At 56.3% G+C, this 25,906-nt stretch carries 21 protein-coding genes; all 21 read left to right on the top strand.

The genetic code is table 11. The annotated features are described in order from the left end of the window. Positions 1-91 precede the first annotated feature (91 nt). Positions 92-3,025, top strand: coding sequence for a DNA translocase FtsK (locus QU660_RS05375; protein WP_304945519.1), 2,934 nt, complete (start codon positions 92-94; stop codon positions 3,023-3,025). Positions 3,026-3,038: 13 nt separating this feature from the next. Beyond that, positions 3,039-4,514 carry a UDP-N-acetylmuramoyl-L-alanyl-D-glutamate--2,6-diaminopimelate ligase gene (locus QU660_RS05370; RefSeq protein ID WP_304945518.1) on the top strand — a complete coding sequence of 492 codons (1,476 nt, stop codon included), beginning with the start codon at positions 3,039-3,041 and terminating at the stop codon, positions 4,512-4,514. Position 4,515: 1 nt separating this feature from the next. Beyond that, the gene (locus QU660_RS05365) at positions 4,516-5,931 is read left to right on the top strand and encodes a UDP-N-acetylmuramoyl-tripeptide--D-alanyl-D-alanine ligase (protein ID WP_304945517.1); all 1,416 of its coding nucleotides are present in this window, start codon (positions 4,516-4,518) and stop codon (positions 5,929-5,931) included. Further along, positions 5,928-7,943: a replication restart helicase PriA gene (gene priA, locus QU660_RS05360; RefSeq protein ID WP_304945516.1), complete on the top strand. Its 2,016-nt coding sequence runs from the start codon at positions 5,928-5,930 to the stop codon at positions 7,941-7,943. Before QU660_RS05365 ends, priA begins: the two co-directional genes overlap by 4 nt. Positions 7,944-7,958: 15 nt before the next feature. Beyond that, a complete protein-coding gene (gene def, locus QU660_RS05355) occupies positions 7,959-8,459 on the top strand; it encodes a peptide deformylase (RefSeq protein WP_304945515.1) in 501 nt (166 codons plus the stop codon). Beyond that, positions 8,456-9,406: a methionyl-tRNA formyltransferase gene (fmt, locus tag QU660_RS05350; RefSeq protein ID WP_304945514.1), complete on the top strand. Its 951-nt coding sequence runs from the start codon at positions 8,456-8,458 to the stop codon at positions 9,404-9,406. Before def ends, fmt begins: the two co-directional genes overlap by 4 nt. A 24-nt stretch (positions 9,407-9,430) precedes the next feature. Further along, positions 9,431-10,144, top strand: a complete 714-nt coding sequence (locus tag QU660_RS05345; protein ID WP_304945513.1) for a zinc metallopeptidase — start codon at positions 9,431-9,433, stop codon at positions 10,142-10,144. After that, a complete protein-coding gene (gene rsmB / locus QU660_RS05340) occupies positions 10,141-11,481 on the top strand; it encodes a 16S rRNA (cytosine(967)-C(5))-methyltransferase RsmB (RefSeq protein ID WP_304945512.1) in 1,341 nt (446 codons plus the stop codon). The genes QU660_RS05345 and rsmB overlap by 4 nt, the downstream gene beginning before the upstream one ends. A gap of 1 nt (position 11,482) precedes the next feature. Then, complete coding sequence (rlmN, locus tag QU660_RS05335; RefSeq protein WP_304945511.1) at positions 11,483-12,547, top strand: 23S rRNA (adenine(2503)-C(2))-methyltransferase RlmN; 1,065 nt, start codon at positions 11,483-11,485, stop codon at positions 12,545-12,547. A 6-nt stretch (positions 12,548-12,553) separates the two neighbouring features. Beyond that, positions 12,554-13,300, top strand: a complete 747-nt coding sequence (locus tag QU660_RS05330; RefSeq protein WP_304945510.1) for a Stp1/IreP family PP2C-type Ser/Thr phosphatase — start codon at positions 12,554-12,556, stop codon at positions 13,298-13,300. Beyond that, entirely contained in the window at positions 13,297-15,405 is a 2,109-nt protein-coding gene (pknB, locus tag QU660_RS05325) for a Stk1 family PASTA domain-containing Ser/Thr kinase (RefSeq protein ID WP_304945509.1), read from the top strand. The genes QU660_RS05330 and pknB overlap by 4 nt, the downstream gene beginning before the upstream one ends. Positions 15,406-15,408: 3 nt before the next feature. After that, entirely contained in the window at positions 15,409-16,278 is an 870-nt protein-coding gene (rsgA, locus tag QU660_RS05320) for a ribosome small subunit-dependent GTPase A (protein ID WP_304945508.1), read from the top strand. Next, the gene (gene rpe / locus QU660_RS05315) at positions 16,278-16,955 is read left to right on the top strand and encodes a ribulose-phosphate 3-epimerase (RefSeq protein ID WP_304945507.1); all 678 of its coding nucleotides are present in this window, start codon (positions 16,278-16,280) and stop codon (positions 16,953-16,955) included. Before rsgA ends, rpe begins: the two co-directional genes overlap by 1 nt. An 11-nt stretch (positions 16,956-16,966) precedes the next feature. Next, positions 16,967-17,665: a thiamine diphosphokinase gene (locus QU660_RS05310; protein WP_304945506.1), complete on the top strand. Its 699-nt coding sequence runs from the start codon at positions 16,967-16,969 to the stop codon at positions 17,663-17,665. Then, positions 17,650-18,150, top strand: a complete 501-nt coding sequence (locus tag QU660_RS05305) for a COG2426 family protein (RefSeq protein ID WP_304945505.1) — start codon at positions 17,650-17,652, stop codon at positions 18,148-18,150. Before QU660_RS05310 ends, QU660_RS05305 begins: the two co-directional genes overlap by 16 nt. Positions 18,151-18,260: 110 nt before the next feature. After that, on the top strand, positions 18,261-19,544 hold the full coding sequence (gene serS, locus QU660_RS05300) for a serine--tRNA ligase (RefSeq protein WP_304945504.1): 1,284 nt from the start codon (positions 18,261-18,263) through the stop codon (positions 19,542-19,544). A gap of 15 nt (positions 19,545-19,559) precedes the next feature. Then, positions 19,560-21,065, top strand: coding sequence for an IMP dehydrogenase (locus QU660_RS05295; RefSeq protein ID WP_304945503.1), 1,506 nt, complete (start codon positions 19,560-19,562; stop codon positions 21,063-21,065). 11 nt (positions 21,066-21,076) lie between these two features. Continuing rightward, positions 21,077-22,087: an FAD:protein FMN transferase gene (locus QU660_RS05290; RefSeq protein ID WP_304945502.1), complete on the top strand. Its 1,011-nt coding sequence runs from the start codon at positions 21,077-21,079 to the stop codon at positions 22,085-22,087. A gap of 32 nt (positions 22,088-22,119) precedes the next feature. Beyond that, on the top strand, positions 22,120-24,792 hold the full coding sequence (locus QU660_RS05285; protein ID WP_304945501.1) for a YfhO family protein: 2,673 nt from the start codon (positions 22,120-22,122) through the stop codon (positions 24,790-24,792). A 580-nt stretch (positions 24,793-25,372) separates the two neighbouring features. Next, positions 25,373-25,615, top strand: coding sequence for a transposase (locus QU660_RS05280; RefSeq protein WP_304945500.1), 243 nt, complete (start codon positions 25,373-25,375; stop codon positions 25,613-25,615). A gap of 47 nt (positions 25,616-25,662) precedes the next feature. Continuing rightward, positions 25,663-25,899, top strand: a complete 237-nt coding sequence (locus QU660_RS05275; RefSeq protein WP_304945499.1) for a transposase — start codon at positions 25,663-25,665, stop codon at positions 25,897-25,899. Positions 25,900-25,906: the final 7 nt, after the last annotated feature.

The following is a 25,906-nucleotide window of genomic DNA, read 5'->3' as shown; positions in this document are numbered from 1 at the left end:
CCGCTCTGTGACAGATTCCCCTGTTTGTGCTATACTGTAAGTTCAGGATTCCGGAAAAGCGAACGAAAGTTCATAGAGAGGAGGGGTGGTTTTGGCGCAGAAAAAAAGCAGCGGAAGGCGGCGAAAAACAACGGCGACAGTGCCGCGGAGCAGAAAGAAGAGCGGTGCCGCGGTTCAGAGAAAGCGAGAAGCGGAGCAACTCTTATTTCTGCGCGGAGAAGTGATACCGCTCTTCTTGGCTCTCTTTGCGGTTCTCTTATTGCTCAGCAATTTCGGGCTTTGCGGCGCACTCGGCACCGTGCTCCGGGACGTACAGCTGGGGCTTTTCGGCGGGCTCGGATTGTTATTTCCGTTTTTACTCTGCGGAATTGTAATCTATCGGGCCCTCACGGAAGATAAGTCACGTGCGCTCGGGAAAACTGTGGCGCTTCCGCTCACGTATCTTTTGGTGATTGCCTTGGTGCACCTCGCGCAGGGAGAAGAGGGCGGAAACTTTGCGTATCTCTATGCGGCGAAGCGCGGCGGCGGTGCGCTCGGCGGACTCCTTTCGGAGGTTCTCGCCGGTTTACTGGGACCGATTGGGGCGGGGCTCATTTTACTGGTGGGTTTGATACTCTGCCTCTCTTATATCACCGAAAAATCCTTTGTCTCCATGATGCAGCGCGAGAGCGGTAAGGTTTATGCGCGCGCCAAGGAAGACTTTGACAAGCGGCGGGAAGCAAGGAGAGAAGAACGCGCCCGGCATAGAGAGCTTCTCTCCGCGGAAATCGAAGAACATCTGGCGCAACTGGAGTCGGAGCGCGGCAAACGCGAAGAGACAGAAGAATATCGATTCGAGGAGCCCGAGCAGGAGAAACCCGTTCGGGAGAGCGCCTGGGAAAACGTGTTGTCTGCCTTTCACGCAACCCGCAGAGAGGTACTTGCGGAAGCAAACGAAGAAGAGACGCAGGAAGATTTGCCGCGCGAGGTAATCAGAACAGAACTTCTGAGCGACTGGGAGTCACGCTCTCATGCGCGGCGTGAGTCCGCACCGGAAGAGCTGCCGCCCGTTCTTCGCTTTTCGGAGCCGGAAGCAGAGGAGGAAGAGGAGCCGGTAGAGGTTCCGGATCCGGATCACTATGCGGACGGAGACCCGATGCTGCTTGCAGCCCTTCGACGGGCGGACGAAATATTAAAGCGCGACGATACGGTGCCTACGGCTCCGGTCGCAACGGTCACAGAGCCGCCGGCAGAGTCGCCTAGGGACTCTGCGGAAACGTACGCGGATGCGGAGCCGGTAAACGAAAATACCTTTGTGTATTACGAGGAAACGGAAGCGGATACGGAGCTTTCGCAGGAAGAACCGGAACAGTGGGAAGAAAAGCTCGCACAAATCGAGAAGAGCGAGAGCGCGGAGTGGAACACGGAGGAAGAAGTGCCGCACTCCATCGAGATTGCGGAAGCGGATGCAAGGCCCGCGCTTAGCTTCCGCCGCGAAGAAACGGTGATACCGCAGCATGAGAGGCGAGAGCCGAAGCCGCAGGCAATGAAGCCTGCGGCGGCAAAGCGCGGACACACACCGAAGCAGTACAAGACGCCGCCGCTCGAGCTGCTCGAAAAGGGCAAGGAAAAGCGGCAGGAAGGCGACTTTGAGTACCGCAGCACGGCGTTAAAACTCGAAGAGACGCTGCACAATTTCGGCGTGGACGTAAAGGTCACAAATTTCAGCTGCGGCCCGGCCGTGACGCGCTACGAACTTTTGCCCGCACAGGGCGTCAAGGTGGGCAGAATCGTGGCGCTCGCCGACGATATCAAACTGAGCCTGGCGGCTGCGGATATACGAATCGAGGCACCCATCCCCGGCAAGTCGGCGGTCGGCATCGAGGTTCCGAATCGAGAGAACAATACGGTTTATTTAAGAGATTTATTGGAGAGCGAGCGCTTTAAGAAGGCAAACGGAAAACTGAATTTTGCGGTCGGAAAGGACATTGCGGGACAGACCGTGGTCACCGACATCGCAAAGATGCCGCATCTTCTGATTGCGGGTGCGACGGGTTCCGGTAAGTCGGTCTGTATCAACACGCTGATTATGAGCATACTCTACCGCTATCGGCCGGAGGAAGTGCAGCTCATCATGATAGACCCGAAGGTCGTTGAGCTCTCGGTCTACAACGGCATCCCGCATCTTCTGATTCCGGTCGTCACGGACCCGAAGAAGGCTGCCGGAGCGCTCAACTGGGCGGTCGCGGAGATGACGGATCGCTATCGCAAGTTTGCGGAGACCGGTGTCAGGGATCTTCGCGGCTACAATGAGAGAATACGAGCGGCCGCCGCAAGCGGCAGCGTGCCGCCCGAGGATTTGCCGAAGCCCTTGCCGCAGCTTGTCATCATCATCGATGAGCTGGCCGATCTCATGATGGTCTCGAAAAACGAGGTGGAGGAGGCTATTTGCCGCATCGCACAGCTTGCGCGTGCAGCCGGTATGCATCTCGTTATCGCAACCCAGCGCCCGAGTGTCAATGTCATTACCGGCCTCATCAAGGCGAACATCCCGTCTCGCATCGCGTTTGCGGTCTCCTCGGGCATTGACTCGCGGACCATTTTGGACGGTGTCGGTGCGGAAAAACTGCTCGGAAAAGGAGATATGCTCTTCTTCCCGCAGGGAATTCCGAAGCCGGTGCGCGTGCAGGGAGCCTTTGTCTCGGATCAGGAAGTGCAGAAGGCGGTGGAGTATATCCGTCAGGAGGACCTTCCGCTTGCATACTCGGAAGAAGTCGAGGATAAGATTTTGCGCTCCGGAGAGACCAAGGAGACACAGACCGTGGACAGCGGAAGAGATCCGCTCTTTTTCCAAGCGGGACGTTTTGTCATCGAGAAGAATAAGGCATCGATCGGCAACTTACAGCGTATGTTTAAAATCGGTTTTAACCGCGCGGCGCGCATCATGGATCAGCTTGCGGCGGCGGGGGTGGTCGGCGAGGAGCAGGGTACCAAGCCCCGTGAATTGCTGATGAGCATTGAAGAATTCGAAGCGATGGAGCAGTGAGAGGGAAAACGATATGAAATTATTGGAACTGGCGGCGGAAGGGCTGAAAGGCCGTTTATTGCAGGGGGAGCTCGGCACGGAAACGGAAGCTCTGGTTTATGATTCCCGAAAAATCAGCAAAGGCTGCCTCTTTGTATGCATGAAAGGAGCCAATTTCGACTCCCACGATTTACTCGCGGAACTCCCGGGTATGGGAGTAGCCGCAGTGGTCATAGACCGCGACGTTGCAGCGCTACCGGCAGGAATCGCCGTGTATCGCGCAGACGATGCCCGCGCGGCCCTCGCGGCTCTCTCGGCGGCCTACTTCGGCTTTCCCGCGCGGGAGCTGATTACCGTCGGTGTGACCGGTACCAAGGGAAAGACGACGACAACCCATATGATGCGCGCGCTACTCGAGGCGGGCGGCATCAAGACCGGACTCATCGGAACCAACGGTATCACAATCGGCGACACCCACATTGCGACCAAGAACACGACCCCGGAGTCCTATGAGATTCAGGAGAATTTCCGGAAAATGGCGGATGCCGGCTGTAAGGCGGTGGTCATGGAGGTCTCGAGCCAGGGACTCATGTTGCATCGCACCGGCGGCATCCTCTTTGACTACGGTGTCTTTACGAACATCGCGCCGGACCACATCGGCCCGAATGAGCACAAGAGCTTTGAGGAATATCTGTACTGGAAGTCTCAGCTCTTTTCACAGTGCAAGACCGGAATCATCAATGCGGACGATGTTCACGCCGTCTATATTGAAAAGGCGGCAAAGTGCGAGCGTTTGTACCGCTTCGGCGAGAAGCAGGCGGCGGAATTTACGCTTCGAAACCTTGCGCACACGGCGGATCCCGACTTTGTGGGGATGTGTTTTGACTTTGTGACGCCGGAGAAGACCGTCCCGGAAGTCAGAGTCGGTATGCCGGGACAGTTCAATGCGGAGAATGCGCTTGCGGCGCTTACGGTTGCAAACTTAATCGGTGTCTCGGACGAGGTGCTGGCCGCCGGGCTCCGCAACATCCGTGTGAACGGACGCATGGAGATTGTAAAGCTGCATCCGTTCACCGTCCTTGTCGATTACGCACACAATGCGGTCAGCATGGAGGCACTGCTCGATGCGCTCAGGGAGTATCACCCGAAGCGTCTGGTTGTGGTCTTTGGCTGCGGCGGCAACCGCGCAAAGGACCGCAGAACTTCGATGGGAGAAATCGGCGGCAAGAAGGCGGATCTTTCGATCATAACGGCGGATAATTCCCGCTATGAGAAGGTCGAGGACATCATTGCCGATATTCGCGAGAGCATTGTAAAGACCGGAGGCGCTTTCATCGAGATTCCGGACCGGAGAGAGGCCATCTTCCATGCGGTGCAGAAGGCGGAACCCGGCGATATGATTGCGATTATCGGCAAGGGGCACGAGGACTATCAAGAGATTTGCGGTGTGCGCACGCACTTCCTGGATCGGGAAGTCGTAGAGGAAGCGCTCCGCGAGATGGGAGAATGAGATGCGCGTGCTGAGCATAGGAGAAATCAGAGAGGCGACCGGCGGTGAGCTGCTGTCGGGCAGCGAGGACGTAAGGGTTTCATACATCAGCATTGATTCGCGGGATGTAAGGGAAGAAACCCTATTTGTGCCGCTCGTCGGTGAGAAGGTGGATGCGCACCGCTTTTTGGAACAGGTGATAGCGGACGGAGCCAAGGCGGTATTCACCGCGAGGGATTTGACGGAGGCGCAGCATGAAGCTGCAGCGGCGGCGGGGACCGCGGTCATTCGGGTTTCCGATACGCTGATTGCCTTACAGGCGCTCTCGGCTTGGCACAGAAGCCGTCTTTCGCTTCCGCTGATCGGCGTGACCGGCAGCGTGGGCAAGACCACCACGCGCGAGATGATCGCGGCCGCGCTCTCGGCAAAGTATCGGGTATTTAAAACCAAGGCGAATCACAACTCGCAGATCGGCGTGCCGCTCACCCTGCTCGACATCGAAGACGAGGAAATCGGCGTGATCGAAATGGGCATCAGCCGCCCGGGCGAGATGCACATTATCAGTGAACTGGTGCGCCCCTCGGCAGCCGTCGTCACAAACATCGGAACCGCCCATCTCATGGAACTCGGAAGTCGAGAGAATATACGCGACGAGAAATTAAAAATACAGGACGGCATGCAAAAAGATGCGGTTTTATTCCGGAATGCGGACGATGCGCTGCTGCTTGCCGGCGTGCTTCGAGGGGATATGATTTCCCGAACCTACGGAAAAGCGGAGACGGCGGACTGCCGCGCCGAGCATGTGCGCCTGGTCAACGGCTGCGCCGCATTTACGGCAGACATACGCGGTCAGCGAGTCGAGGTGAAACTCGGTGTGCCGGGCGAGCACCAGGTATGGAATGCCCTCGCTGCGCTCGGGGTCGCGGAAGCTTACGGTGTTCCGCTTGAGGGGGCGGCTTCGGAACTTGCGAACTTCAAGGGCTACCGGCATCGCCAGCAGATTTTTGTGCGGGACGGCGTGCTTGTGATTGACGACAGTTATAACGCGAGCCCGGACTCCATGCGGGCCGCGCTCTCCATCCTGCGTGAAATGAAAGACCGCCGTCGCATTGCGGTACTCGGCGATATGAAGGAACTCGGCGCGGCGGAGATAGAACTGCACCGGGAAATCGGCGCGGAGCTTGCGGCGGCGGAAGGCGCGGACTGCGTGTTTACGCTCGGCGAACTCGCGGGTGCGTTAGCGGCAGCGCTTCGCGAGAATTGTAAAGCGGCTTACCGCCCCGAACTCAAGTGCTTTACAAAGCGAGAAGAACTCTTCGCGGCACTGAAAGAGACCGTGAAGCCGGGGGATGCTCTTTTATTCAAGGCCTCGAACAGCATGAAGTTCTCGGAACTCGCGGATTATTTTTCGGGGCAGGGAGAGCGAGGAGAGCATTGACCGAGCGCTATGCGGATGTCATTCTGAACATCAGCCATGAGAGCGTGGACCGCCCGTTCACGTATATCATCCCCGAAGAGTTGCGCGGAAAACTCACACCGGGGACTGCGGTGCAAGTGCCCTTCGGCAATGCGAAGGAAGCAAAACTCGGCTATGTCCTCTCTCTTCGGAAAGAAGCGCCGAGCGGGTTTCAACTCCGCGAAATTCTGGGGATCGCCGAGAAGAAACTCGGCGTGGAAGAGGGGCTGCTGTCACTTGCGGTGTGGATGCACGAGCACTACGGCTGTATGTTAAATCAGGCTTTGAAAACTGTCCTGCCGGTCAAGGAGGCCGTGCGGGCGCGCAGGCGGAAAGATACGGAGAGCGCCGAGCACACGGCGCGCTCGGAAGCGGCGGCGCGTGAACTGACGGCGGAACAGAGTGCGCTTCTTTCGGAACTTGGGCAAGCGGAGGCAGAGAAGCCGGGGGGCAGCTACCTGCTCTTCGGCGTGACCGGCAGCGGAAAAACGGAAGTATACATGCGCTTAATCGAAGAGCAGCGCCGTCAGGGGAAGCAGGCAATTTTATTGCTGCCGGAGATCAACCTGACCTTTCAAACCGTTCGCTATCTGGAAGAGCGTTTCGGCGGGGAAGTCGCCATCATCCACTCGAAGCTTGCCAAGGGCGAGCGCTACCGCCAGTTTCTCCGCGCGGCGCGCGGGGAGGCAAGCGTCATGGTAGGCCCCCGTTCGGCCCTGTTTGCGCCTTTTCCGAATCTCGGGCTCATCATCATCGACGAAGAGCACGACGGCGCCTATCGAAACGATGCGGTGCCGCGTTACGACACGCGTGAAGTGGCGGCGAAGCGAGCCGAGCTCGCAGGCGCACAGCTGATACTCGGCTCCGCGACGCCTTCGGTGGAGAGCTGGCGGCGGGCCGAGACAGGTGAATATCGGCTTTTAAGACTCACGCGACGCGCGGTTCCCGGTGCCGTTCCGGCGAGCGCTACGGTCGCGGACCTCCGCGAAGAGTTAAAGCGCGGGAACAGGACTGTGTTCAGCGAGAGTCTGCGCGAAAAAATCGAGGGCTGCCTTTCGAGACAGGAGCAGGTCATGCTCTTTATGAACCGGCGCGGCTATGCGCGTTTTCTCTCCTGTCGGAGCTGCGGTGAGCCTCTCAGCTGCCCGCACTGTGACGTGAGCCTTACCTATCACGAGGACGGCAGTCTGCGCTGCCACTACTGTGGCTATAAGACGGTGAAACCGGAGCGCTGCCCGAGCTGCGGCTCGCCGTATATTGCGGGCTTCGGCATGGGAACCCAGCAGCTCGCAGAGCAGACCAAGCGCATGTTTCCCGCGGCGCGCGTGCTCCGCATGGATGCGGATGCCGTTCGCGGGAAAGACGGCGGACAGAGCATTTTGGACCGCTTCCGGGCGAAGGAGGCGGATATTCTGGTGGGTACCCAGATGATAGTGAAGGGGCATGACTTTCCGAATGTGACCCTGGTCGGTATCATGGCGGCGGATACAGAACTGTACCTCAGCCATTATACGAGCGCGGAGCGTTGCTTTCAGCTCTTAACCCAGGCGGCCGGCCGCGCCGGCCGCGGGGAAAAGCGCGGCGAGGTTGTGATACAGACCTATCGCCCCGAGCACTACGCGATTCAGAGCGCCGCCGCGCAGGATTACGAGCGCTTTGCGGCTGCGGAGCTTAGCTTTCGGCGCGCGGCCGGCTATCCGCCCGTGCTCCACATGATGACGGTACAGCTTGCTTCCAAGGAAGAGGAAGCGTTGACACGCGCGGCTGCGTGCTATGCGGACTGTCTTCAGGCTGCGGCAAAGAAACTCGGTGCCGCGCCCCAGTGCATCGGGCCCGTCAATGCGGCTGTGTACCGCGTGCAGGACTATTTTCGGAAGATGATTTACATGAAGCATGCGGGCTATGATATACTGGTACAGATTAAGGCAGCGGCAGAGGAGGCGTTCCGGGAACAGGTCTCGGGCGGCATCTCTGTGCTTTACGAGTTTGTCTGACGGAGAGGAGAAGGAGTGGCACTTCGAAACATACGCGAGATCGGTGACCCCATTTTGAATCAGAGAGCAAAGGAAGTGCGGGAGATGACACCGAATCTTCGCGCACTCATCGAGGATATGGTTGAGACCATGCGTCATGCGAACGGCGTGGGTCTCGCCGCGCCGCAGGTCGGCGTGTTGAAGCGCCTCGTGGTGATTGAGTGCGAGGAGGGAGAACTCCACGTGCTCATTAACCCCGAAATCATTGCGCGTGACGGCGAACAGACGGGCTATGAGGGCTGTCTCAGCGTTCCCGGAAAAACCGGCATTGTGACCCGCCCGAATCACGTCAAGGTGAAGGCACTCAATGAAAATATGGAGCCTGTGACGGTCGAGGGAGAGGAGCTGCTCGCGCGGGCACTCTGCCATGAGCTCGACCATCTGGACGGACATCTCTACACCGAAATGGCAGAGGAACTCTATACCAACGAGGAGTTGGAAGCGATGCAGGCAGAGGAGGATGAGGACGAAGCATGAGAATCGTCTATTTCGGAACGCCGGATTTTGCGGTTGCGCCGCTCCGCGCGCTGAGTGAGGCGGGCCATGAGATCGCACTGGTTGTGACGCAGCCCGACAAGCCGCGGGGCAGAGGGCATGCGATGCAGTTTCCGCCGGTCAAGGAAGAGGCGCTTCGTCTCGGTGTTCCGGTCGCACAGCCGGAACGCGCGCGGGATGCGGGCTTTATCGACCTGCTCCGCGCGAAGGAGGCAGAGCTCTTTGTCGTCACGGCCTTCGGGCAGCTCCTGCCCAAGGAGATTCTGGAACTGCCGCGCTACGGCTGTGTGAACATCCACGCATCGCTCTTACCGGCCTATCGCGGTGCGGCGCCGATACAATGGGCCATCATCGACGGGCAGCAAGTCAGCGGCATCACGACCATGCAGATGGATGAGGGATTGGATACCGGAGATATTCTGCGCCGCTATCCCTTGGAACTTTCGCCCGAAGAGACCGGAGGAAGCCTCTTTGCGAAATTGGAGCTACTCGGCGCGGAAGCCATACTCGACACCGTCAAAGGCCTCGAGACGGGCAGTATTGTCCCCGAAAAACAGGGGGAGACCACCACGGCCTATGCGAAGATGCTCCGAAAAGAGATGGGAAATCTCGACTTTTCGCGGGATGCGGCATACATTCTCCGTTTGATTCGAGGCTTAGACCCCTGGCCCGGCACCTTTTCTTATCTGAACGGAAAGATGATTAAAATCAGAAAGGCAGAGCACGGCGGCGACAGCGTAGGACACGCACCCGGTGAGGTCTTGGCAGCCGATGAAAGCGGCCTTCTGGTTCAGACCGGAGACGGGGCGCTTCGCATCACCGAGTTACAGCCTGAGGGCAAGAAGGCCATGGCGGCTGCGGCTTGGCTCCGGGGCACTTCGGTGCGGCCGGGAGACCGCTTTACCGTAATCCGCGAAGCGGAAAACTGAAATCGTTACTGAGAGGAGGGCAGCATGTACATGTATTACGGATTGGACTGGACTTATCTATTGGTGTTGCTTGGCCTTGCTTTGACCCTCGGGGCGCAGGGCTATTTAAAGATGATGTTTGCGCGCTATTCGAAGGTGCAGAGCGGCACGGGTCTTACCGGGCGCGAGGTCGCCGAGCGAATTTTGCGTTCAAACGGCATTTACGATGTCACGGTACATCCGGTCGCAGGGCAGTTGACCGACCACTACGACCCCGCAAAAAAGACCGTGAATCTCTCGGAGGTCATTTATAATTCCACCAGCATTGCGGCGGTCGGCGTTGCGGCGCACGAGTGCGGCCATGCGATTCAGGACAACTTAAGCTATGCGCCGCTTCGCTTCCGCCATGCTTTGGTGCCGCTTGCGAACATCGGCTCCAAACTCTCCATGCCCATGATTATCATCGGCGTGATGCTCGGCGAGAGCAGAAACATACTCGGACCTCAGCTCATCAATCTCGGGCTTTTGGCCTTCAGTCTCGCGGTTATTTTCCAGCTCATTACACTTCCGGTCGAGTTCAATGCGAGCCGGAGAGCGCTGATTCAGCTGAGAGAACTGAACATTCTGCCGCCGAGAGAAGAGAGCCAGGCGAGATCGGTGTTGATTGCGGCAGCGCTGACCTATGTTGCGGGGGCGGCTTCATCCGTGATTCAGCTCCTGAGACTTTGGATTTTATTCGGCGGAAGGAAGCGCAAATGACGGGACCGAATGCGCGAAGCGTCGCGCTGGACTGCCTGCTTCTCATTGCGGAAGAAGGACAGTTCTCCCATGTGGTGCTTGCGGCGGCGCGGGACAAATTTGCCTGGATGGCCGAAGAGGAACGCGCTCTTTCGGAGCGCCTTGTGCACGGCAGTCTTGAATACCTGCCCAGGCTGGACCGCCTGATTGCGGAGCGCTCCAAGACGCCGCTCCGCAAGTTAAAGCCGGTCATACGCTGCATTTTGCGTCTGTCACTTTATCAAATTCTGTATTTGAGCCGCATTCCGGCGCATGCAGTGGTCAACGAGGCCGTGAAGCTCACCGAGCGCCGCGGTCTTTTCGGCTTGAAGGGATTTGTCAATGCACTGGTGCGCCGCTTTTCCCGTGAGCGAGAGGCCATGCTGGCGGAAATCGCAGCGAGTCCGGATCCGGTCCTCCGCTATGCGCTTCCGGACTGGCTTGCTGCGCGTTTCATCCGTGAATTCGGAGCCGAAGAGGCAGAGAAACTCGCCGCGAGTTATCTGGAACCCGCTCCGTTCTCCCTGCGTCTTAACCGGACCAAATTCATCGCGGCGGGAGAACCTGCTGCCGTGACGGAAGGACTTACGCAGTCCCCCTACGCCCGGGACAGCTTTGTCGCGCGGGAGGGGCTCTCGGCGTCCCTGCGTTCGCGCATCGATGAGGGCTTTTTCTTTGCGCAGGATTTGAGTTCCACGCTCGCCGTGGCGGCCGCAGCGCCGAAACCCGGGGAGCGCGTGCTGGATCTCTGTGCGGCACCGGGCGGCAAGTCCCTTGCGGCAGCGGATCTCATGCGCGGCGAGGGAACGGTAATCAGTGCGGATTTGTCCGCGCAGAAGGTGGAGCGCATCGCGGAAAATGTTCGGCGCACGGGCTTTGCGTCCTCGGTAAAACCCGTGCAGTCGGATGCCGGGGTCTTTCGGAAGGACTGGGAGGCGGCATTCGATCTCGTGATTGCGGATTTGCCCTGTTCGGGACTCGGCGTGCTCGGCAGGAAGCCGGATATCAAGCTGAGACTCAAAGAGGCGGATATCGCCGCTCTGCAGGAGTTGCAGCGACGCTTTCTTTGCAACGCGTTTCGCTATCTTCGCCCGGGCGGACGTCTGCTCTACTCGACCTGTACTTTGACGGCGGAAGAAGACGAAGATAACGTGCGCTGGTTACTCGACCGTTTTCCGGAGCTCACGCCGCTTGATTTTTCTGCGGAGCTTCCGGAAATCGGAGCGGCGGAAGCCTGCCGAAGCGGCGCGGTAAAACTCTTACCGTCACGGTTGCCGCTTGACGGCTTCTTTATCTCGGTGTTTCGAAAGGCGGAATAAGATGTCAAATGTCCCGGATCTCTGTTCACTCAGTCAAGACGAACTGAAAAGCTATCTTGTAGAGCTCGGGGAACCGGGATTTCGTGCAAAACAAGTTTTTTCTTGGCTTCATCAAAAGAAGGCGGCAGGCTTTGAAGAGATGAGCAATCTCCCCAAAAGCCTCCGTGAAAAGCTTGCGGAGCGTGCAAGTCTCCCGGGTCTCAAGAGAGAAGTGGTGCAGGTCTCTAAAACCGACGGAACGCAAAAGTATCTGTTTTCGCTCCCGGACGGCAATATGATAGAGAGTGTTCTGATGCGCTATTCCTACGGGAATTCGGTCTGCATCAGCTCTCAGGTCGGCTGCCGTATGGGCTGTCGCTTCTGTGCTTCCACGGTGGATGGGCTTGCGCGCAATTTGACGGCGGGAGAGATGCTCGCACAGGTCTATGAAATCGAAAAAGAACTCGGTGAGCGCATCTCCAATGTTGTCGTGATGGGAAGCGGCGAGCCCATGGATAATTACGACAATGTGGTACGTTTTATCCGGCTCTTAAGCGATAAGGACGGGCTCAACATCTCGCAGCGTAGCATCACGGTGTCTACCTGCGGTCTGGTGCCGGAGATATGTCGCTTTGCGGAAGAGGAGCTTCAGGTCACCCTGGCCCTCTCCCTGCATGCTGCGGACGATGCAACCAGACAGCAACTCATGCCGATAGCCAATCGCTATGCGCTTAGCGATGTGCTGGATGCCTGTGCCTATTATTTTGAAAAGACGGGGCGCAGAGTCAGCTTCGAATACAGTCTGGTGGCGGGCGTGAACGATACGCCGGAAGAGGCAAAGAAACTCATTGCCCTACTGCGCCGCCGCAAAGGTCATGTGAATTTGATCCCGGTGAATCCGGTGGTCGAGCGTTCCTTGAAGGAACCGAGCCTCGCGGCAATCCATCGCTTTCGAGATGCGTTGGAGTGCGCCGGAATCAATGTCACGATACGAAAAGAAATGGGGAGAGATATCGACGGAGCCTGCGGACAGTTGCGGCGCCGTTACAGAGACAAGAAAGAGCAAGGAAACAGCAAAGAGGAGTAGTGGCTCATGAATGCAGTTGCACTGACAGATCGGGGAAGGGTACGAAGTTCCAACCAGGATACGGTGTTTGCGGAGAATCATGCGGTCGGCGCCCTGCCGAATCTCTATCTCGTGGCAGACGGGATGGGGGGGCACCGCGCCGGAGATTACTGTTCGCAGACTTTGACCACGCGCATTATATCCGCATTGCGGGAGAGCGAGGGAAAACTCCCGCTTCCCGCGCTGCGCGATGCCGTTTTGCTCGCAAACGAGAGTCTCTATGTGGAGGCGCAGCGGCACACGGAGCTGGAAGGTATGGGCACCACGCTCGTTGCGGCCTTTCTGGAGGAGCAGAGCGCGACCATCCTTAACATCGGAGACAGCCGCTGCTATGAGCTCGCGTCCGACGGCGGATTCCGCCAGATTACAAGGGATCACTCCTATGTGGAGGAGATGGTGAGCGCCGGAAAAATGCGGCGCGGCAGCGAGGCATACAACCGTGCGAAGAACATCATCACGCGGGCCATCGGTGTAGGGGCCGAAGTGGAGATGGATCTTTTTGAATTGCCCTTGGAGGGGCTCTCCATGCTTCTGCTCTGTACGGACGGACTCACCAATATGTTGGGGGACGATGAAATCGGTGCGATACTGCGCGGCGATGAGAAGCTTTCTTCCAAGGCGGAACATTTGATTCAGGCGGCAAACGAGAAGGGCGGAAGAGATAATATCTCGGTGGTCCTGGTAGATTTGAGAGAGGGGGCGCGCGAAGAATGATATTGAGATTAGGCTCCTACTTACAGGATCGCTATGAAATTATAGAGCTCATAGGTAGCGGCGGTATGGCGGAAGTGTACCGCGCATTTTGTCACAAAATGCAACGCACGGTCGCAATCAAAGTGCTCAAGGAAGAGTACAACGACAACGCGGATTTTATTAAGCGTTTTACCCAGGAGGCCCTGGCCGCGGCGCAGCTTTCCCATCCCAATCTGGTCAATGTCTATGAAGTGGAACACACGGACGGGTTCTACTACATCGTCATGGAGTTTGTGGACGGCATCACGCTGAAAGAGTACATTCATCAGAAGGGTAAACTCGAGCAACGGGAGGCGGTCGGCATCGCGATTCAGGTTGCGAACGGCCTTGCGGAGGTGCATCGACGCGGCATTGTGCACCGCGATGTGAAACCGCAGAACATGATTATCTCGAGCGACGGCAAGGTAAAACTGGCCGACTTCGGCATTGCGCGCATGGTCTCCACGGAAACCATGTCGCAGGAGGCCATGGGCTCCGTCCACTATATTTCGCCGGAACACGCACAGGGAAAGGCGACCGATGCGCGCAGCGACCTCTATTCTCTCGGTATTTGTCTCTATGAAATGCTCACGGGAAGCGTACCGTTTGACGGCGCGGAGGCGGTCACCATACTGCTTGCCCAGCTGAATCAAAACCCGCCGTCCCCGCGTTCCCTGAATCCGGAAATATCGTTAAGCCTTGAGCGCATTATCTTAAAGAGTCTGGAGAAGGATCCGCGGGCGCGATATCAAAGTGCGGCGGAGTTGATACGGGACCTCGAGAGCGCGGCGCAGAATCCCATGGCGATGCCGCCGAGCATGCAGGCCGCAGCAGCCGTAGGCGGAGATACCATACGCTTTAACGCGAAGGATTTTGCGGGGCAGCAGGCGCCCCCGGCGGAAGAGAACTTCCCCGAACCCGAAGGTGCGGACCAGGAGGAGAGGGGCGAGGACGATGAGAACAATTCCACCGATCGTCGTCTCAACAAACTGATTAAGGCGGTCGGAACGGCACTTCTCATTCTCTTGCTCGGCGGCGGTGTTGCGGCCGGACTCATACTCTCAGGCAGTCTGCGCGAACGCGACGGCAAGAACGAGAGTGAGAGCGCGGAAACGGAACAAAGTTCCGCCTTGAATGAAAAGCAGGCCTATGCGCCGTATCTCATCGGCCTCAGCAACAAGGAGGCGGAGGAGGCGCTGAAAGAAGAGGAACTCACGCTCGTCATTCAGCTCCGGAAGAATTCCGATCAGTTTCCGAAGGACACTGTCATTGAACAGGAACCGAAGCCGGGCAGCGTCGTACAGAAAAACAGCAAGGTCTATGTGACCCTGAGTCTCGGCGTCGCGGAGTTTGAACTTTCGGAACTGAACCTGGTCGGCGCAGAGGAAGAGAGCGCAAAGAAGACGTTGACGGAGAAGGGCTTTTCCGTGGAGGAGAAGAGCGAGTACTCCGATACCGTAGAAAAGGGGAAAGTGGTACGCTTGAGCCCCGAGAAGGTGAAAAAGGGGGAAACAGTCACCATCGTGCTTTCGCTCGGCAAGGAGCCGGAGAAAACGAAGATGCCGGATCTTAGCTATAACACCGAAGAGAGCGCCAAACAGGCACTCACCGAGGCGGGCTTGGTGCTCGGCACCGTTACCAAGGAGCACTCGGATAGCGTGCCGCAGGGCCAGGTCATACGGCAGAGCATAAGCAGCGGCACGGAGACGGAGAAAGGCAAGACGGTGGATTTGGTGCTCAGTGACGGGCCTAAGGTCACCTCGGTGGAATCAACGCAGGCGAGCGAGTCTTCGTCCCGCTATGTCGCCTCCATTGACGCAAACTTTACGCTCTCCAATTTGATCGGACCGGATTCCGGCGCGACCAGCGTCACGGTCATGGTGCGCCTGCGCCAGGATGTGAACGGACAGACGGTGTATCGCACGCTCATGGAGCCGCGCACCATCCGGGGAGATGCCATTCTGCCGCTGCGCTTCCGCACCATTGAGGGGGCCTACGGCGTGGATATGGGCTATGTGGAAATTGTTCGGACGGACAACGGACAGGTACTGCAGAGCTTCGATGTGCAGTTCTTCAAGGTGCAATAAACCATGCGGGGAAAAATCATCAAAGGCATTGCAGGCTTTTATCTGGTGGATTGCGACGGCGAGGTCCTGACCTGCAAGGCGCGGGGGCTTTTCCGGAAGCAGGGAGAAAAGCCCTTGGTCGGCGATCTCGCGGAAGTGGAGGCTGCGCAGACCAGCGAGTCGGAGGCAAATATCGTAGCTCTCTTGCCGCGGCGAAACCGCCTCATACGCCCGGCGGTCAGCAATGTGGACCGGGCACTGCTCGTCATGGCGGTGCGCACCCCGGACCCGCAGTTTTATCTGCTGGACCAATATTTGGTCACCATGGAACTACAGGGCATTCCTGCGGCAATTTTGTTTACCAAAGAGGATTTGGACGGCGGAGAACTCGCGGACTACCGCAGACGCTACGAAACGGCGGGATATCCCGTCTTTTCGGTCTGCGCCGAAAACGGCAGCGGCATTGAGGAACTGCGCGGTTTTCTTGCGGGAAAAACCACGGTGCTCGCGGGTCCGTCCGGTGTCGGGAAATCCACACTTACCAATCTGCTCTGCCCCGAAGCGAAAATGGAGACGGGAGAGCTGAGCCGCAAAAATGCGCGCGGCAAACAGACCACGCGTCACACGGAGCTGTTTTGTCTCGGCGAAAACAGTTATTTGCTCGACACGCCGGGCTTTACGGCCCTGGAAGTAAAGACAGACGAAGCGGGACTGAAACAGGCCTTTCCGGAATTTCGTTCCTTGGAAGGGCAGTGTCGGTTTACGGGCTGCAATCACCGCGCTGAGCCTAACTGTGCCGTCAAGGCGGCGGTGGAACGCGGAGACATCGCAGAGAGCCGCTATGAGAGCTATCGAAAGATGGCAGAAGAAATTGCGGAGAGGAGAAAGTATTGATGAATTATCGTTTGACGCCGTCGCTCCTGTCGGCCGATTTTACGAAACTCGGCAGTCAGATCGAGCTGCTCAAATCATTAGGGGTTCGCGCTTTGCACTGCGACATCATGGACGGGGATTTTGTGCCGAGCATTTCCTTCGGTATGCCGGTTCTCAAGTCCATTCGAAAGAGAACGGATCTCTATTTGGATGCGCACCTCATGGTGACGGAACCGGACCGTTATATCGACGCCTTTGTCGAAGCGGGCGCGGACGGCATTACGGTGCATGCGGAAGCCTGCCGCCATTTGGACCGCACGGTGCAGCACATCAAGGCCTGCGGCAAAAAAGCTGCGGTTGCCTTGAACCCGGCGACCCCACTCGTTGTGCTCGAGGACATACTCCCGGAGCTCGATATGGTGCTCATCATGTCGGTGAATCCGGGCTTCGGCGGGCAGAGCTACATTCCGTACTGCACGGATAAGATTCGCAGACTGCGAGAACTCGCAGATCGAAAACATCCGGGACTTTCGATTCAGGTGGACGGCGGTGTTAACCGACAGACCTTGGACGAAGTACTGGAGGCAGGCGCAGACGATATTGTCGCGGGTTCCGCGGTTTTCGGCGGGGATATCGCGGACAATGTTGCCTTTTTCCACGAGGGCTTTCAGCGCGCGGCGGCGCGGCAGCGAAAATGAGCTGTGCTCTTTTGATTGCGAGCACACATGTGGACTCCGTCTTTGCGGAGCGTGTGATTGCTCATTTAAGCCAAAACAACGGGATGCCGTATATGGTCGCTGCGGACGGAGGCCTTACGACCTTTAACGCCCTCGGAATCGCCCCCCGGCTCTTGGTCGGAGATTTTGACACCGTAAGACCCGAGCTCTTGGAACGCTATGTAAGTCGGGACGATATTGAGGTACTGCGGCACAATCCGGTCAAGGATGACTCCGACCTCGCGCTTGCGGTCGAGGCGGTCGCAGAGAAGGGTTATACGGAAATTTATGTTTTGGGGGCGCTCGGCGGTCGCTGCGATCACAGCCTTGCCAATATGCGCCTCTGTTATGCGTGGAAGAAAAAGGGCGTTTCGCTCTTTTTGCTCGATCCGCAAAATCGCATTCGCTGCGTGCTCGCAAGTGAAGGAAAGTTTTTGCTTGAAAAAAGCGAGCAGTGGGGAACCTATCTCGCTTTTTTCCCAATCGGCGGCGCGGTCAATATCCATGCGTTGAGCGGTGTGCGCTATCCGCTCCGGGATTTTTGTCTTTGCGATAACACGGCGCCGACGCTCACCGTCAGCAATGAAATCACGGCGGAGCGCGCGGAATTGGAACTTTCGGGAGATCCTGTGTCGGGACTCCTTATCATGGAAACCTGTGACAGAGAGGAGTCAAAATGGATCATGCCGTAAGCTGGTTTGCGACGACCTTCGGCAATAAAATTTCGGCGGAGGCGGTGACCTTCATTGTCTCGCTGCTGCCCATACTGGAGTGCAGGGGCGGCTTGTTACTTGCGTCCATGCTCAAGGTGAATCTCTTAAAGGCAATACCGCTGGTCATTCTCGGGAACATACTCCCGATACCCTTTGTACTGCTTTTTATGCGGCATATTTTGAATTTTATGCGCCGTTTTTCGTTTTCGCGTCCCCTGGTCGAGTGGCTTGAAAAACGCGCGCAGAATAAATCCGCGAGTTTAAAACGCGGCGAGTTCTGGGGTCTCCTGCTGTTTGTGGGAATTCCGCTTCCGGGAACCGGCGGTTGGACAGGCGCACTTGTCGCCAGTTTAATGGAAATGGACTTTAAAAAGGCGATGCTTGCGATTTCGCTCGGCGTACTCCTGGCCACCTTTATCATGTCCGTTGTTTCTTACGGCTTGTTGGGACTTTTGTTTCACTGAACCGGAGAGGACAAGCGGGGAAGTCCCCCTGCTTGTCTAGCTTTCGTTTTCGGTGTATAATCGGTTAAATCTTTTTTGCGGGCAAAGAAGTGCTTAGGAGGAGAAAAGGCATGATAGATATTCGGTTCCTGCGGGAAAATCCGGAGGCAGTGAAGGAGAACATTCGAAAGAAGTTTCAGGAGCAAAAGCTCCCGCTGGTCGATGAGGTAATTGCGCTCGACGAAGAGAGTCGCAAGACACAGGCGGAGGCGGATCAGCTTCGCAGCGACCGAAATAAAATCTCGAAAAGCATAGGCGCTCTGATGGGGCAGGGAAAGAAGGAAGAGGCAGAGGCGGCAAAACAGGAAGTGGCCGCAATCAATGCGCGCCTCTCGGAGCTTGAGCCCAGAGAGGCAGAGATCGCGGCGCGAATCCGTGATATTATGCTCACCATTCCGCAGATGATGGATCCCTCCGTGCCGATCGGCAAGGACGATTCCTGCAACGTGGAAGTGCAGCGCTACGGCGAGCCTGTGGTTCCGGACTTTGAGATTCCTTACCACACCGAGATTATGGAGCGTTTAAACGGCATTGACTTAGAGGCAGCCGGCAAGGTTGCGGGCAACGGTTTCTACTACCTGCTCGGCGATGTCGCGAGACTGCACTCTGCGGTGCTGAGCTACGCGCGCGACTTTATGATCGATCGCGGATTCACCTATGTAATTCCGCCCTACATGATTCACTCCGATGTCGTGACCGGCGTGATGAGCTTTCCCGAGATGGATGCAATGATGTATAAAATCGAGGGTGAGGATCTCTACCTGATCGGCACCAGCGAGCACTCCATGATAGGCCGCTTCATTGACAGCCTGAACGAGGAGGAAAAGCTCCCCTATACGCTGACCTCTTTCTCCCCCTGCTTCCGCAAGGAGAAGGGCGCACACGGCATTGAAGAGCGCGGTGTGTACCGCATTCACCAGTTCGAGAAGCAGGAGATGATTGTCATCTGCAAGCCGGAGGAGTCGATGCATTGGTACGAGAAGCTCTGGCAGAACACGGTGGATTTCTTCCGGAGCCTGGATATTCCGGTCAGAACGCTTGAGTGCTGCTCCGGCGATCTCGCGGACTTAAAGGTTAAGAGCTGCGATGTCGAGGCGTGGAGCCCGCGCCAGAAGAAGTACTTTGAGGTGGGCAGCTGCTCAAATCTCGGCGATGCGCAGGCGCGCCGTCTCCGCATCCGTGTGAAGGGCGCGGACGGCAAGAAGTACCTCGCACATACCCTGAACAATACCTGCGTCGCACCGCCGCGCATGCTGATTGCCTTCCTTGAGAACAATTTGCAGGCGGACGGATCGGTTCGCATTCCCGAAGCACTTCGTCCCTACATGGGCGGCAAGTCTGAGCTGAGAGCTTGAAAGGAGTAGAAGCAGATGGCGTACTATTTTGAGGAACCGTCGAGAACATTCGGAGAGTATCTTCTGGTTCCGGGATACAGTTCCGCGCAGTGTGTTCCGACTGCGGTAAGTCTTAAGACCCCGCTGGTGCGTTTCCGCAAGGGCGAGGAGCAGTGCCCGCTCGAGATGAACATTCCGATGGTCTCTGCAATCATGCAGTCTGTCTCCGGCGATAAGTTGGCCATTGCGCTCGCAAGACAGGGCGGTGTCTCCTTTATCTACGGCTCCCAGAGCGTTGAGGAGGAGGCAGACATGGTGCGCCGTGTCAAGCAGTACAAGAAGGGCTTTGTGACTTCGGATTCGAACCTCCCGCCGACCGCTACGCTCGCGGATGTGCTCGAGCTGAAGAATGAGACCGGACACTCGACGGTCGCAATCACGGATGACGGCACTGCGCACGGCAAGCTGCTCGGCATTGTCGCGAGCCGCGATTATCGCCTCTCCCGTATGTCCATGGATATGAGCGTCAAGGAGTTCATGACACCGCTTGAGCGCCTTGTCACGGCACCGAGCACTACGAGCCTCCACGATTGCAACGACATCATCTGGGACAACAAGATCAACTCCCTGCCGCTCATCGACGACGAGGGCAGACTACAGTACATGGTGTTCCGCAAGGACTACGACAGCCACAAGGAGAATGTGAACGAGCTCCTCGACGAGAACAAGTCTTATATTGTCGGGGCCGGTATCAACACGAGAGACTATGAGACCCGCGTTCCGGCTTTGGTCGAGGCAGGCGTCGATGTGCTCTGCATCGACTCCTCCGAAGGCTATTCGGAATGGCAGGAGAGAACCATCTCCTGGATACGCGCTAAGTACGGAGACCGCGTCAAAGTCGGTGCCGGCAACGTCGTGGATCGCGAAGGTTTTCTTTTCCTCGCAAAGGCAGGTGCGGATTTCGTGAAGATCGGAATCGGAGGCGGCTCCATCTGCATCACCCGCGAGACCAAGGGCATCGGCAGAGGTCAGGCGACCTCCGTCATTGAGGTCGCAAAGGCGAGAGATGACTACTTCCGTCAGACCGGCATCTACGTTCCGATTTGCTCGGACGGCGGCATTGTCCACGACTACCACATCACCCTCGCGCTTGCGATGGGTGCAGACTTCGTGATGTTGGGCCGTTATTTTGCCCGTTTTGATGAGAGTCCCACGGCTAAGCTCCGCATCAACGGCAATTATGTCAAGGAGTACTGGGGCGAGGGTTCCAACCGCGCGCGGAACTGGCAGCGCTATGACCTCGGCGGTGCGCAGAAGCTCACCTTCGAGGAAGGCGTCGACAGCTATGTGCCCTATGCGGGTACACTTGCGGAGGGTGTGCAGACCACGCTCTATAAGGTGCGTTCCACCATGTGCAACTGCGGCGCACTCTCGATTGCCGAATTGCAGGAGAAAGCAAGACTTACCGTGGTCTCTTCGACCTCGATTGTCGAGGGCGGAAGCCACGACGTGATTCTCAGAAACAATAACCAGACCAATTGACAGGGGGATATGTGAAAAAGAAATCCCTTGCGGCGCTGGCCCTTGTACTGGCGCTGTTCCTCGGAATTCTTTGGCACCTTCACGGGACAAAAGAGAGCAAAAAGCCGCTGGAGCGCAGCGGCTTTCTCTTTGATACCGTGATCGCGGTTTCGCTCTACGACAAGCAGGACGAGGCTGTGCTCGACGAGGCCTTTCAATTGCTGGAGCAATACGAGGAGATTTTTTCACCGACCAAGTCGGAGAGTGAGCTCTACCGTATGAATCATCGCGGGAGCGGTGTCACGACTTGGAAGGCGAGTCCCGCCATGCTTGATATGGTAAAACTGGGACTGCGTTACAGCGAGCTTTCCGACGGCGCTTTCGATGTCACGGTGCTCCCGCTGAGCTCCCTCTGGAATTTTTCCGGCGGTGAGGCAAAAGTTCCCGCGGAAGCGGATATTGAAACAGCGGTTTCAAAGGTGGACTACCGTCATGTTCGGATTGACGGCGATGTCATTGACTTTGGGGACGATTTTACACAGATTGACTCCGGTTCCACGGCAAAGGGCTATATCGCGGACCGCCTGAAGGACTTTCTGGTCGAGAAGGGTGTGAAGAGCGCCATTATCAATCTCGGGGGCAATGTGCTTTGCATCGGGGAAAAAGCGAAGGGAAAGCCCTTCCAAATTGCGATTCGGAAGCCTGAGGAGCACTCGAACGAGGTCGTCAAGATTTTGGATATTGACGGACTCTCCGTCGTTTCATCCGGCGTTTATGAGCGCTTTTTCGACCTTGACGGCGTACACTATCATCATATTCTTAATCCGCGCACCGGCTATCCGTATCAGAACGGTCTGGTCTCCGTGACCATTGTGGGCCCGAGCTCCGCGGAATGTGACGCACTTTCGACTGCGGTATTTTCGCTCGGAAGAGAAGAGGGTATGGCCCTGCTCGAAAAGACCGAGGGCTATTACGGCTATATAATTTTGGAAGACGGAAGCATACTTGCGTCCGCAGGGGCACAGCCCGGGAAAAATCCGTAACATTTGGGGAAGGAGTAAGACAGCCGATGACGATGACACAGAGACGTTCTCGTAGGAGGATTCTACTCCTTTCCTTTTTTGTGCCTGTGTTTGCCATGCTGCTTTTGTTTTTGCAGCGCGGCATTTATCCCTTCGGGGAGGAGAGCTTTCTTCGCACCGACCTCTACCACCAGTATGCGCCCTTCTTTTCGGAGTTTCAGTATAAGCTTCAGCACGGCGGCAGTTTGTTCTACAGCTGGAACATAGGACTCGGGGTCAACTTTACCGCGATTTACGCTTACTACCTCGCAAGCCCCTTGAACTGGTTTGTCCTGCTCTTTCCGAAGCGCTTTGTGATTGAGTATGTGACGCTTTTGATTGTCGTAAAGACGGCGCTCTCCTCGGTCACAATGACCTACTATCTGCTGCGGCACAGTAAGAGAGACGGGCTCTTTGCGCCGATTTTCGGCATACTTTATGCCTTCTCTGCCTACATGGCAGCCTATTCCTGGAATGTCATGTGGCTTGACTGCATTGTCCTCTTCCCGCTGATTTTGCTCGGCGCGGAAGAGCTGGTGCGCGGCGAGCGTTCTCTCAAGTATATCGTCTGTCTCGGACTCAGTATACTTTCGAACTACTATATATCCATTATGATCTGCCTTTTCCTGATTTTTTATGCAATCTTTCAGGCGATTACGGCGGAACTGAGTTGGGAGGATGTACTCAAAGCAGCGGGGCGCTTTGCACTGGCCTCTCTCATTGCGGCGGGGCTTGCGGCGGTGGTTCTCATGCCGGAAATCTTTGCGCTGCGGCTTACGGCTTCCGGAGAGATGAACTTCCCGAAGACCTTTGAGAGCTATTTTTCGATTTTTGATATGATGGCGCGGCAACTGCCCTTTGTGGAGTGCGAGATAGGCCTTGATCACTGGCCGAATATTTACTGCGGCATGTTTACCTTGCAACTGCTTCTTTTGTACTTCTCGAACCGAGAGGTGCCGATTAAGCAACGTGTGGGTTACGCTTTCTTTTTGCTCTTTTTCTTTGCGAGCTTCTCGGTCAATGTGCTGAACTACATCTGGCACGGTTTTCATTATCCGAATTCACTTCCTGCGCGGCAGAGCTTTATCTTTTGCTTTCTGGTGCTTTATCTCTCGTTTCAGGCGCTTGAACGCTTTCCGCGCTTTGCGCCCCGCGAGCTCTTTTTGAGTTTTGCTGCGGTGGTTCTCTTTGTCCTTTTGGCGGAGAAACTTGTGACGGAAGAGCATTTCCGCTACTGGGTCTTTTACCTTGCCTTTCTGCTCGCGGCAATCTATGCGCTTTTGTTCCGCTCCTATGCATCCGGACGCTTTGCAAGGGAGCACTACTTCTGGATACTGCTCCTATTGGTGACTCTGGAAGCAAGCCTGAACCTCGGGTACACCAGCATACCGACGACGAGCCGCACGGAGTACACCGCGGACAATGCGGATATTCAGACCTTAAAGCGGGCGGTGCCGAAGGTGCCCTTTGTGCGCTTCAAAAAGTTTGAGCGGAAGAGCAAGGATGACGGCGCATTCTTAAACTTCCACTCGGTCTCGCTCTTCAGTTCGACCGCGGATAAATCTATGACCGATTTTCTCCGCTCGGTCGGCTGTGAGGCCTCGGTGAACGCATATTCCATCACGGGCTCCACCCCGCTGGTGGATGCGCTTCTCGATGTGCGCTATTCCTTTGTATCGGATGAGAAAACGGATCCGGAGCAGGAAGAAGTGCTGCGATCCGGCGCAACGGTGTTGCTTGAGAATCGTGATGCCATGCCGCTCGGCTTTGTCGAAGAAGGCAATTTTACGGAGAGTTGGAGCAGAACTTACGAGAATCCGGCGGATGTGCAGAACGATCTCTGCCGTCTCTTTGACTCGGATCCGGTGCTGATTCCGGTGGAGACGCAAAAGAACGGAAATCAAGAGAGCCTTACTTTGGACGAGGACGGTCTATACTTTGCGTTCGCGACCAATGCGAAGGCGAATAAAATCAAAGTGTCTTTCGAGGACCGCGATAAGACCTACGACAACTTAAAGCGGCGCTATATGATGGAGCTCGGTCACAGAACGGCCGGAGAGACCATCAACTTTACGGAGATTTCCGACGATAAGCCCGAGCCCTCGGTCGTCGTGTACCGCTTTGATTTCGACGCACTGAAAGAACTCCGGCAGGCCATGCTGAAGCACGGAATGCAGATAGACAGTTATACGGACAACACAATCAACGCAGAGGTCGAGGCGGACGGGCCGTCCCTGCTCTTTACGAGCATCCCCTATGACAAGGGCTGGAAAGTGTATGTGGACAGAAAGCCGGTCAAGACCGAGAAGGCCATGGATGCCTTTCTTGCGTTCCGCGTTCCGAGCGGAAAGCATTACATTCATTTCCGGTACTTCCCGGAGGGGCTGAAGCTCGGCGCAATGATAAGCGCCCTGTCTCTGCTTGCCCTCTGGCTGCTTTGCCGCTATGAGAACGCCTACGAAAAGCGCTACCGCAAAAGGCTGACCAGACGCTATGAGGCGTTGTATCGGGAGCTCAGTGAGGCGGCCGAGCGCATGCATGCGGAGAGTCTCATGACCATGTTGCAGGACCCGATTGCGGAGCCGGGACTTCGCGCATCGGCGGGAGCGGACGGATTCCCGGAAACACAGCCTGCGCCGCAGCGCGAAGAAGAAAGTTCCGATTATCTCTTTTTAGAGGATATTTGAGTCTATGAAACAAAGAGCGCCTGCCACGAGGAATATCTCGTGGCAGGCGCTTTTCTGTATGCAATCGAGATTACAGCGTATCGGGTGTATCATGGCTGAAATAGCGCCAGAGCGTGGTTCGGCTGATACCGGGTTCTTGATGTAGATTGTTCAGGTAGAGACATGCAAGTTATGTTTGAAGGCTATGGATAGAGGAACTTGATGGTACAGATAGCGATGACTGTACTTTCCTGCTAATAAGAATTATGATATTAGCAAGAAAGGAAAAGCTGAACAAGTGTAAGCGGCCTTATCAACGCGAAGAAGGTTGGCAAGAAGTCTCACAAAACAGAATACTCTTAAAATCCAAGGCCTGCCTTCCCGGCAGACCTTGTTTTTTTGCGCTCTTTTTATGCAAGTGAGTATAGAATCTAGTTTAGATGACTGGTTTTGCGATTAAGTGAAAGGTTAAAAGGTTAATATGTGAAAAGCTGCTATGGCTTGTTGTGGCAGCTTTTTTATTTTTGTGTTTTTTGGGAATGACGCTTTGAATCACTGCACAAGCGATGTAGAATGATAGAAAGATGCGAGGTGAGCGGAGATGAGAGAAACACAGGAACTTGCGGACGAGGCATTGAAAGCAGCCATTCATAGTATTCTGGAGCAAGCGCTGTGTGCGGTCTCGGAAGCGAGGCAAAATCCGAAGGACGCTTTCAAGGACGGGCGCGCGCTGGCTTACTATGAGGTGCTGGATACCATAAAAAATCAGTTGGAAATATACGACTTGGACGCGAACGTTTTTGGGCTTGGCATGAATTTGGATTTGCTTTTATCACCGCGTTGAGAGCAGTATTTTTTGAATCTCCGGGGAAGAGAAAGAGAGGAGCGGCTATGCGGAAGCTTACAGATGACGAACTGCAATTTATCATCGGGCGTGTGATGACCTATGCTCTGGAGGCGGCGGAAGAGGCGAGAGAGCAACCGTACAGTGATTTTAAAGACGGGAGGGCGTTGGCCTTCTACGAAGCCTTGGACACGATTCGAAATGAACTCCTCGCGCGTGACTGTGATCTAAAGTTTTTTGGCTTGGATTGCTCGCTCGAGCGAGTCCTGTCTCCGCGCAAATAGACAAATC

This window comes from Stomatobaculum sp. F0698 (genome assembly GCF_030644385.1).
GTDB lineage: Bacteria > Bacillota > Clostridia > Lachnospirales > Lachnospiraceae > Moryella.
The sequence above is the reverse complement of the archived record's forward strand: the minus strand, read 5'-3'. Positions and strand labels throughout refer to the sequence as shown.

What these genes read in the sequence shown, in the direction of transcription:
- serS (WP_304945504.1), top strand. Translation starts at nt 18,261, where the DNA reads ATGATAGATATTCGGTTCCTGCGGGAAAATCCGGAGGCAGTGAAGGAG.
- QU660_RS05285 (WP_304945501.1), top strand. Translation starts at nt 22,120, where the DNA reads ATGACACAGAGACGTTCTCGTAGGAGGATTCTACTCCTTTCCTTTTTT.
- pknB (WP_304945509.1), top strand. Translation starts at nt 13,297, where the DNA reads ATGATATTGAGATTAGGCTCCTACTTACAGGATCGCTATGAAATTATA.
- QU660_RS05370 (WP_304945518.1), top strand. Translation starts at nt 3,039, where the DNA reads ATGAAATTATTGGAACTGGCGGCGGAAGGGCTGAAAGGCCGTTTATTG.
- QU660_RS05275 (WP_304945499.1), top strand. Translation starts at nt 25,663, where the DNA reads ATGCGGAAGCTTACAGATGACGAACTGCAATTTATCATCGGGCGTGTG.
- rsgA (WP_304945508.1), top strand. Translation starts at nt 15,409, where the DNA reads ATGCGGGGAAAAATCATCAAAGGCATTGCAGGCTTTTATCTGGTGGAT.
- QU660_RS05280 (WP_304945500.1), top strand. Translation starts at nt 25,373, where the DNA reads ATGAGAGAAACACAGGAACTTGCGGACGAGGCATTGAAAGCAGCCATT.
- QU660_RS05305 (WP_304945505.1), top strand. Translation starts at nt 17,650, where the DNA reads ATGGATCATGCCGTAAGCTGGTTTGCGACGACCTTCGGCAATAAAATT.
- QU660_RS05330 (WP_304945510.1), top strand. Translation starts at nt 12,554, where the DNA reads ATGAATGCAGTTGCACTGACAGATCGGGGAAGGGTACGAAGTTCCAAC.
- fmt (WP_304945514.1), top strand. Translation starts at nt 8,456, where the DNA reads ATGAGAATCGTCTATTTCGGAACGCCGGATTTTGCGGTTGCGCCGCTC.
- rlmN (WP_304945511.1), top strand. Translation starts at nt 11,483, where the DNA reads ATGTCAAATGTCCCGGATCTCTGTTCACTCAGTCAAGACGAACTGAAA.
- rpe (WP_304945507.1), top strand. Translation starts at nt 16,278, where the DNA reads ATGAATTATCGTTTGACGCCGTCGCTCCTGTCGGCCGATTTTACGAAA.
- QU660_RS05365 (WP_304945517.1), top strand. Translation starts at nt 4,516, where the DNA reads ATGCGCGTGCTGAGCATAGGAGAAATCAGAGAGGCGACCGGCGGTGAG.
- rsmB (WP_304945512.1), top strand. Translation starts at nt 10,141, where the DNA reads ATGACGGGACCGAATGCGCGAAGCGTCGCGCTGGACTGCCTGCTTCTC.
- QU660_RS05295 (WP_304945503.1), top strand. Translation starts at nt 19,560, where the DNA reads ATGGCGTACTATTTTGAGGAACCGTCGAGAACATTCGGAGAGTATCTT.
- QU660_RS05345 (WP_304945513.1), top strand. Translation starts at nt 9,431, where the DNA reads ATGTACATGTATTACGGATTGGACTGGACTTATCTATTGGTGTTGCTT.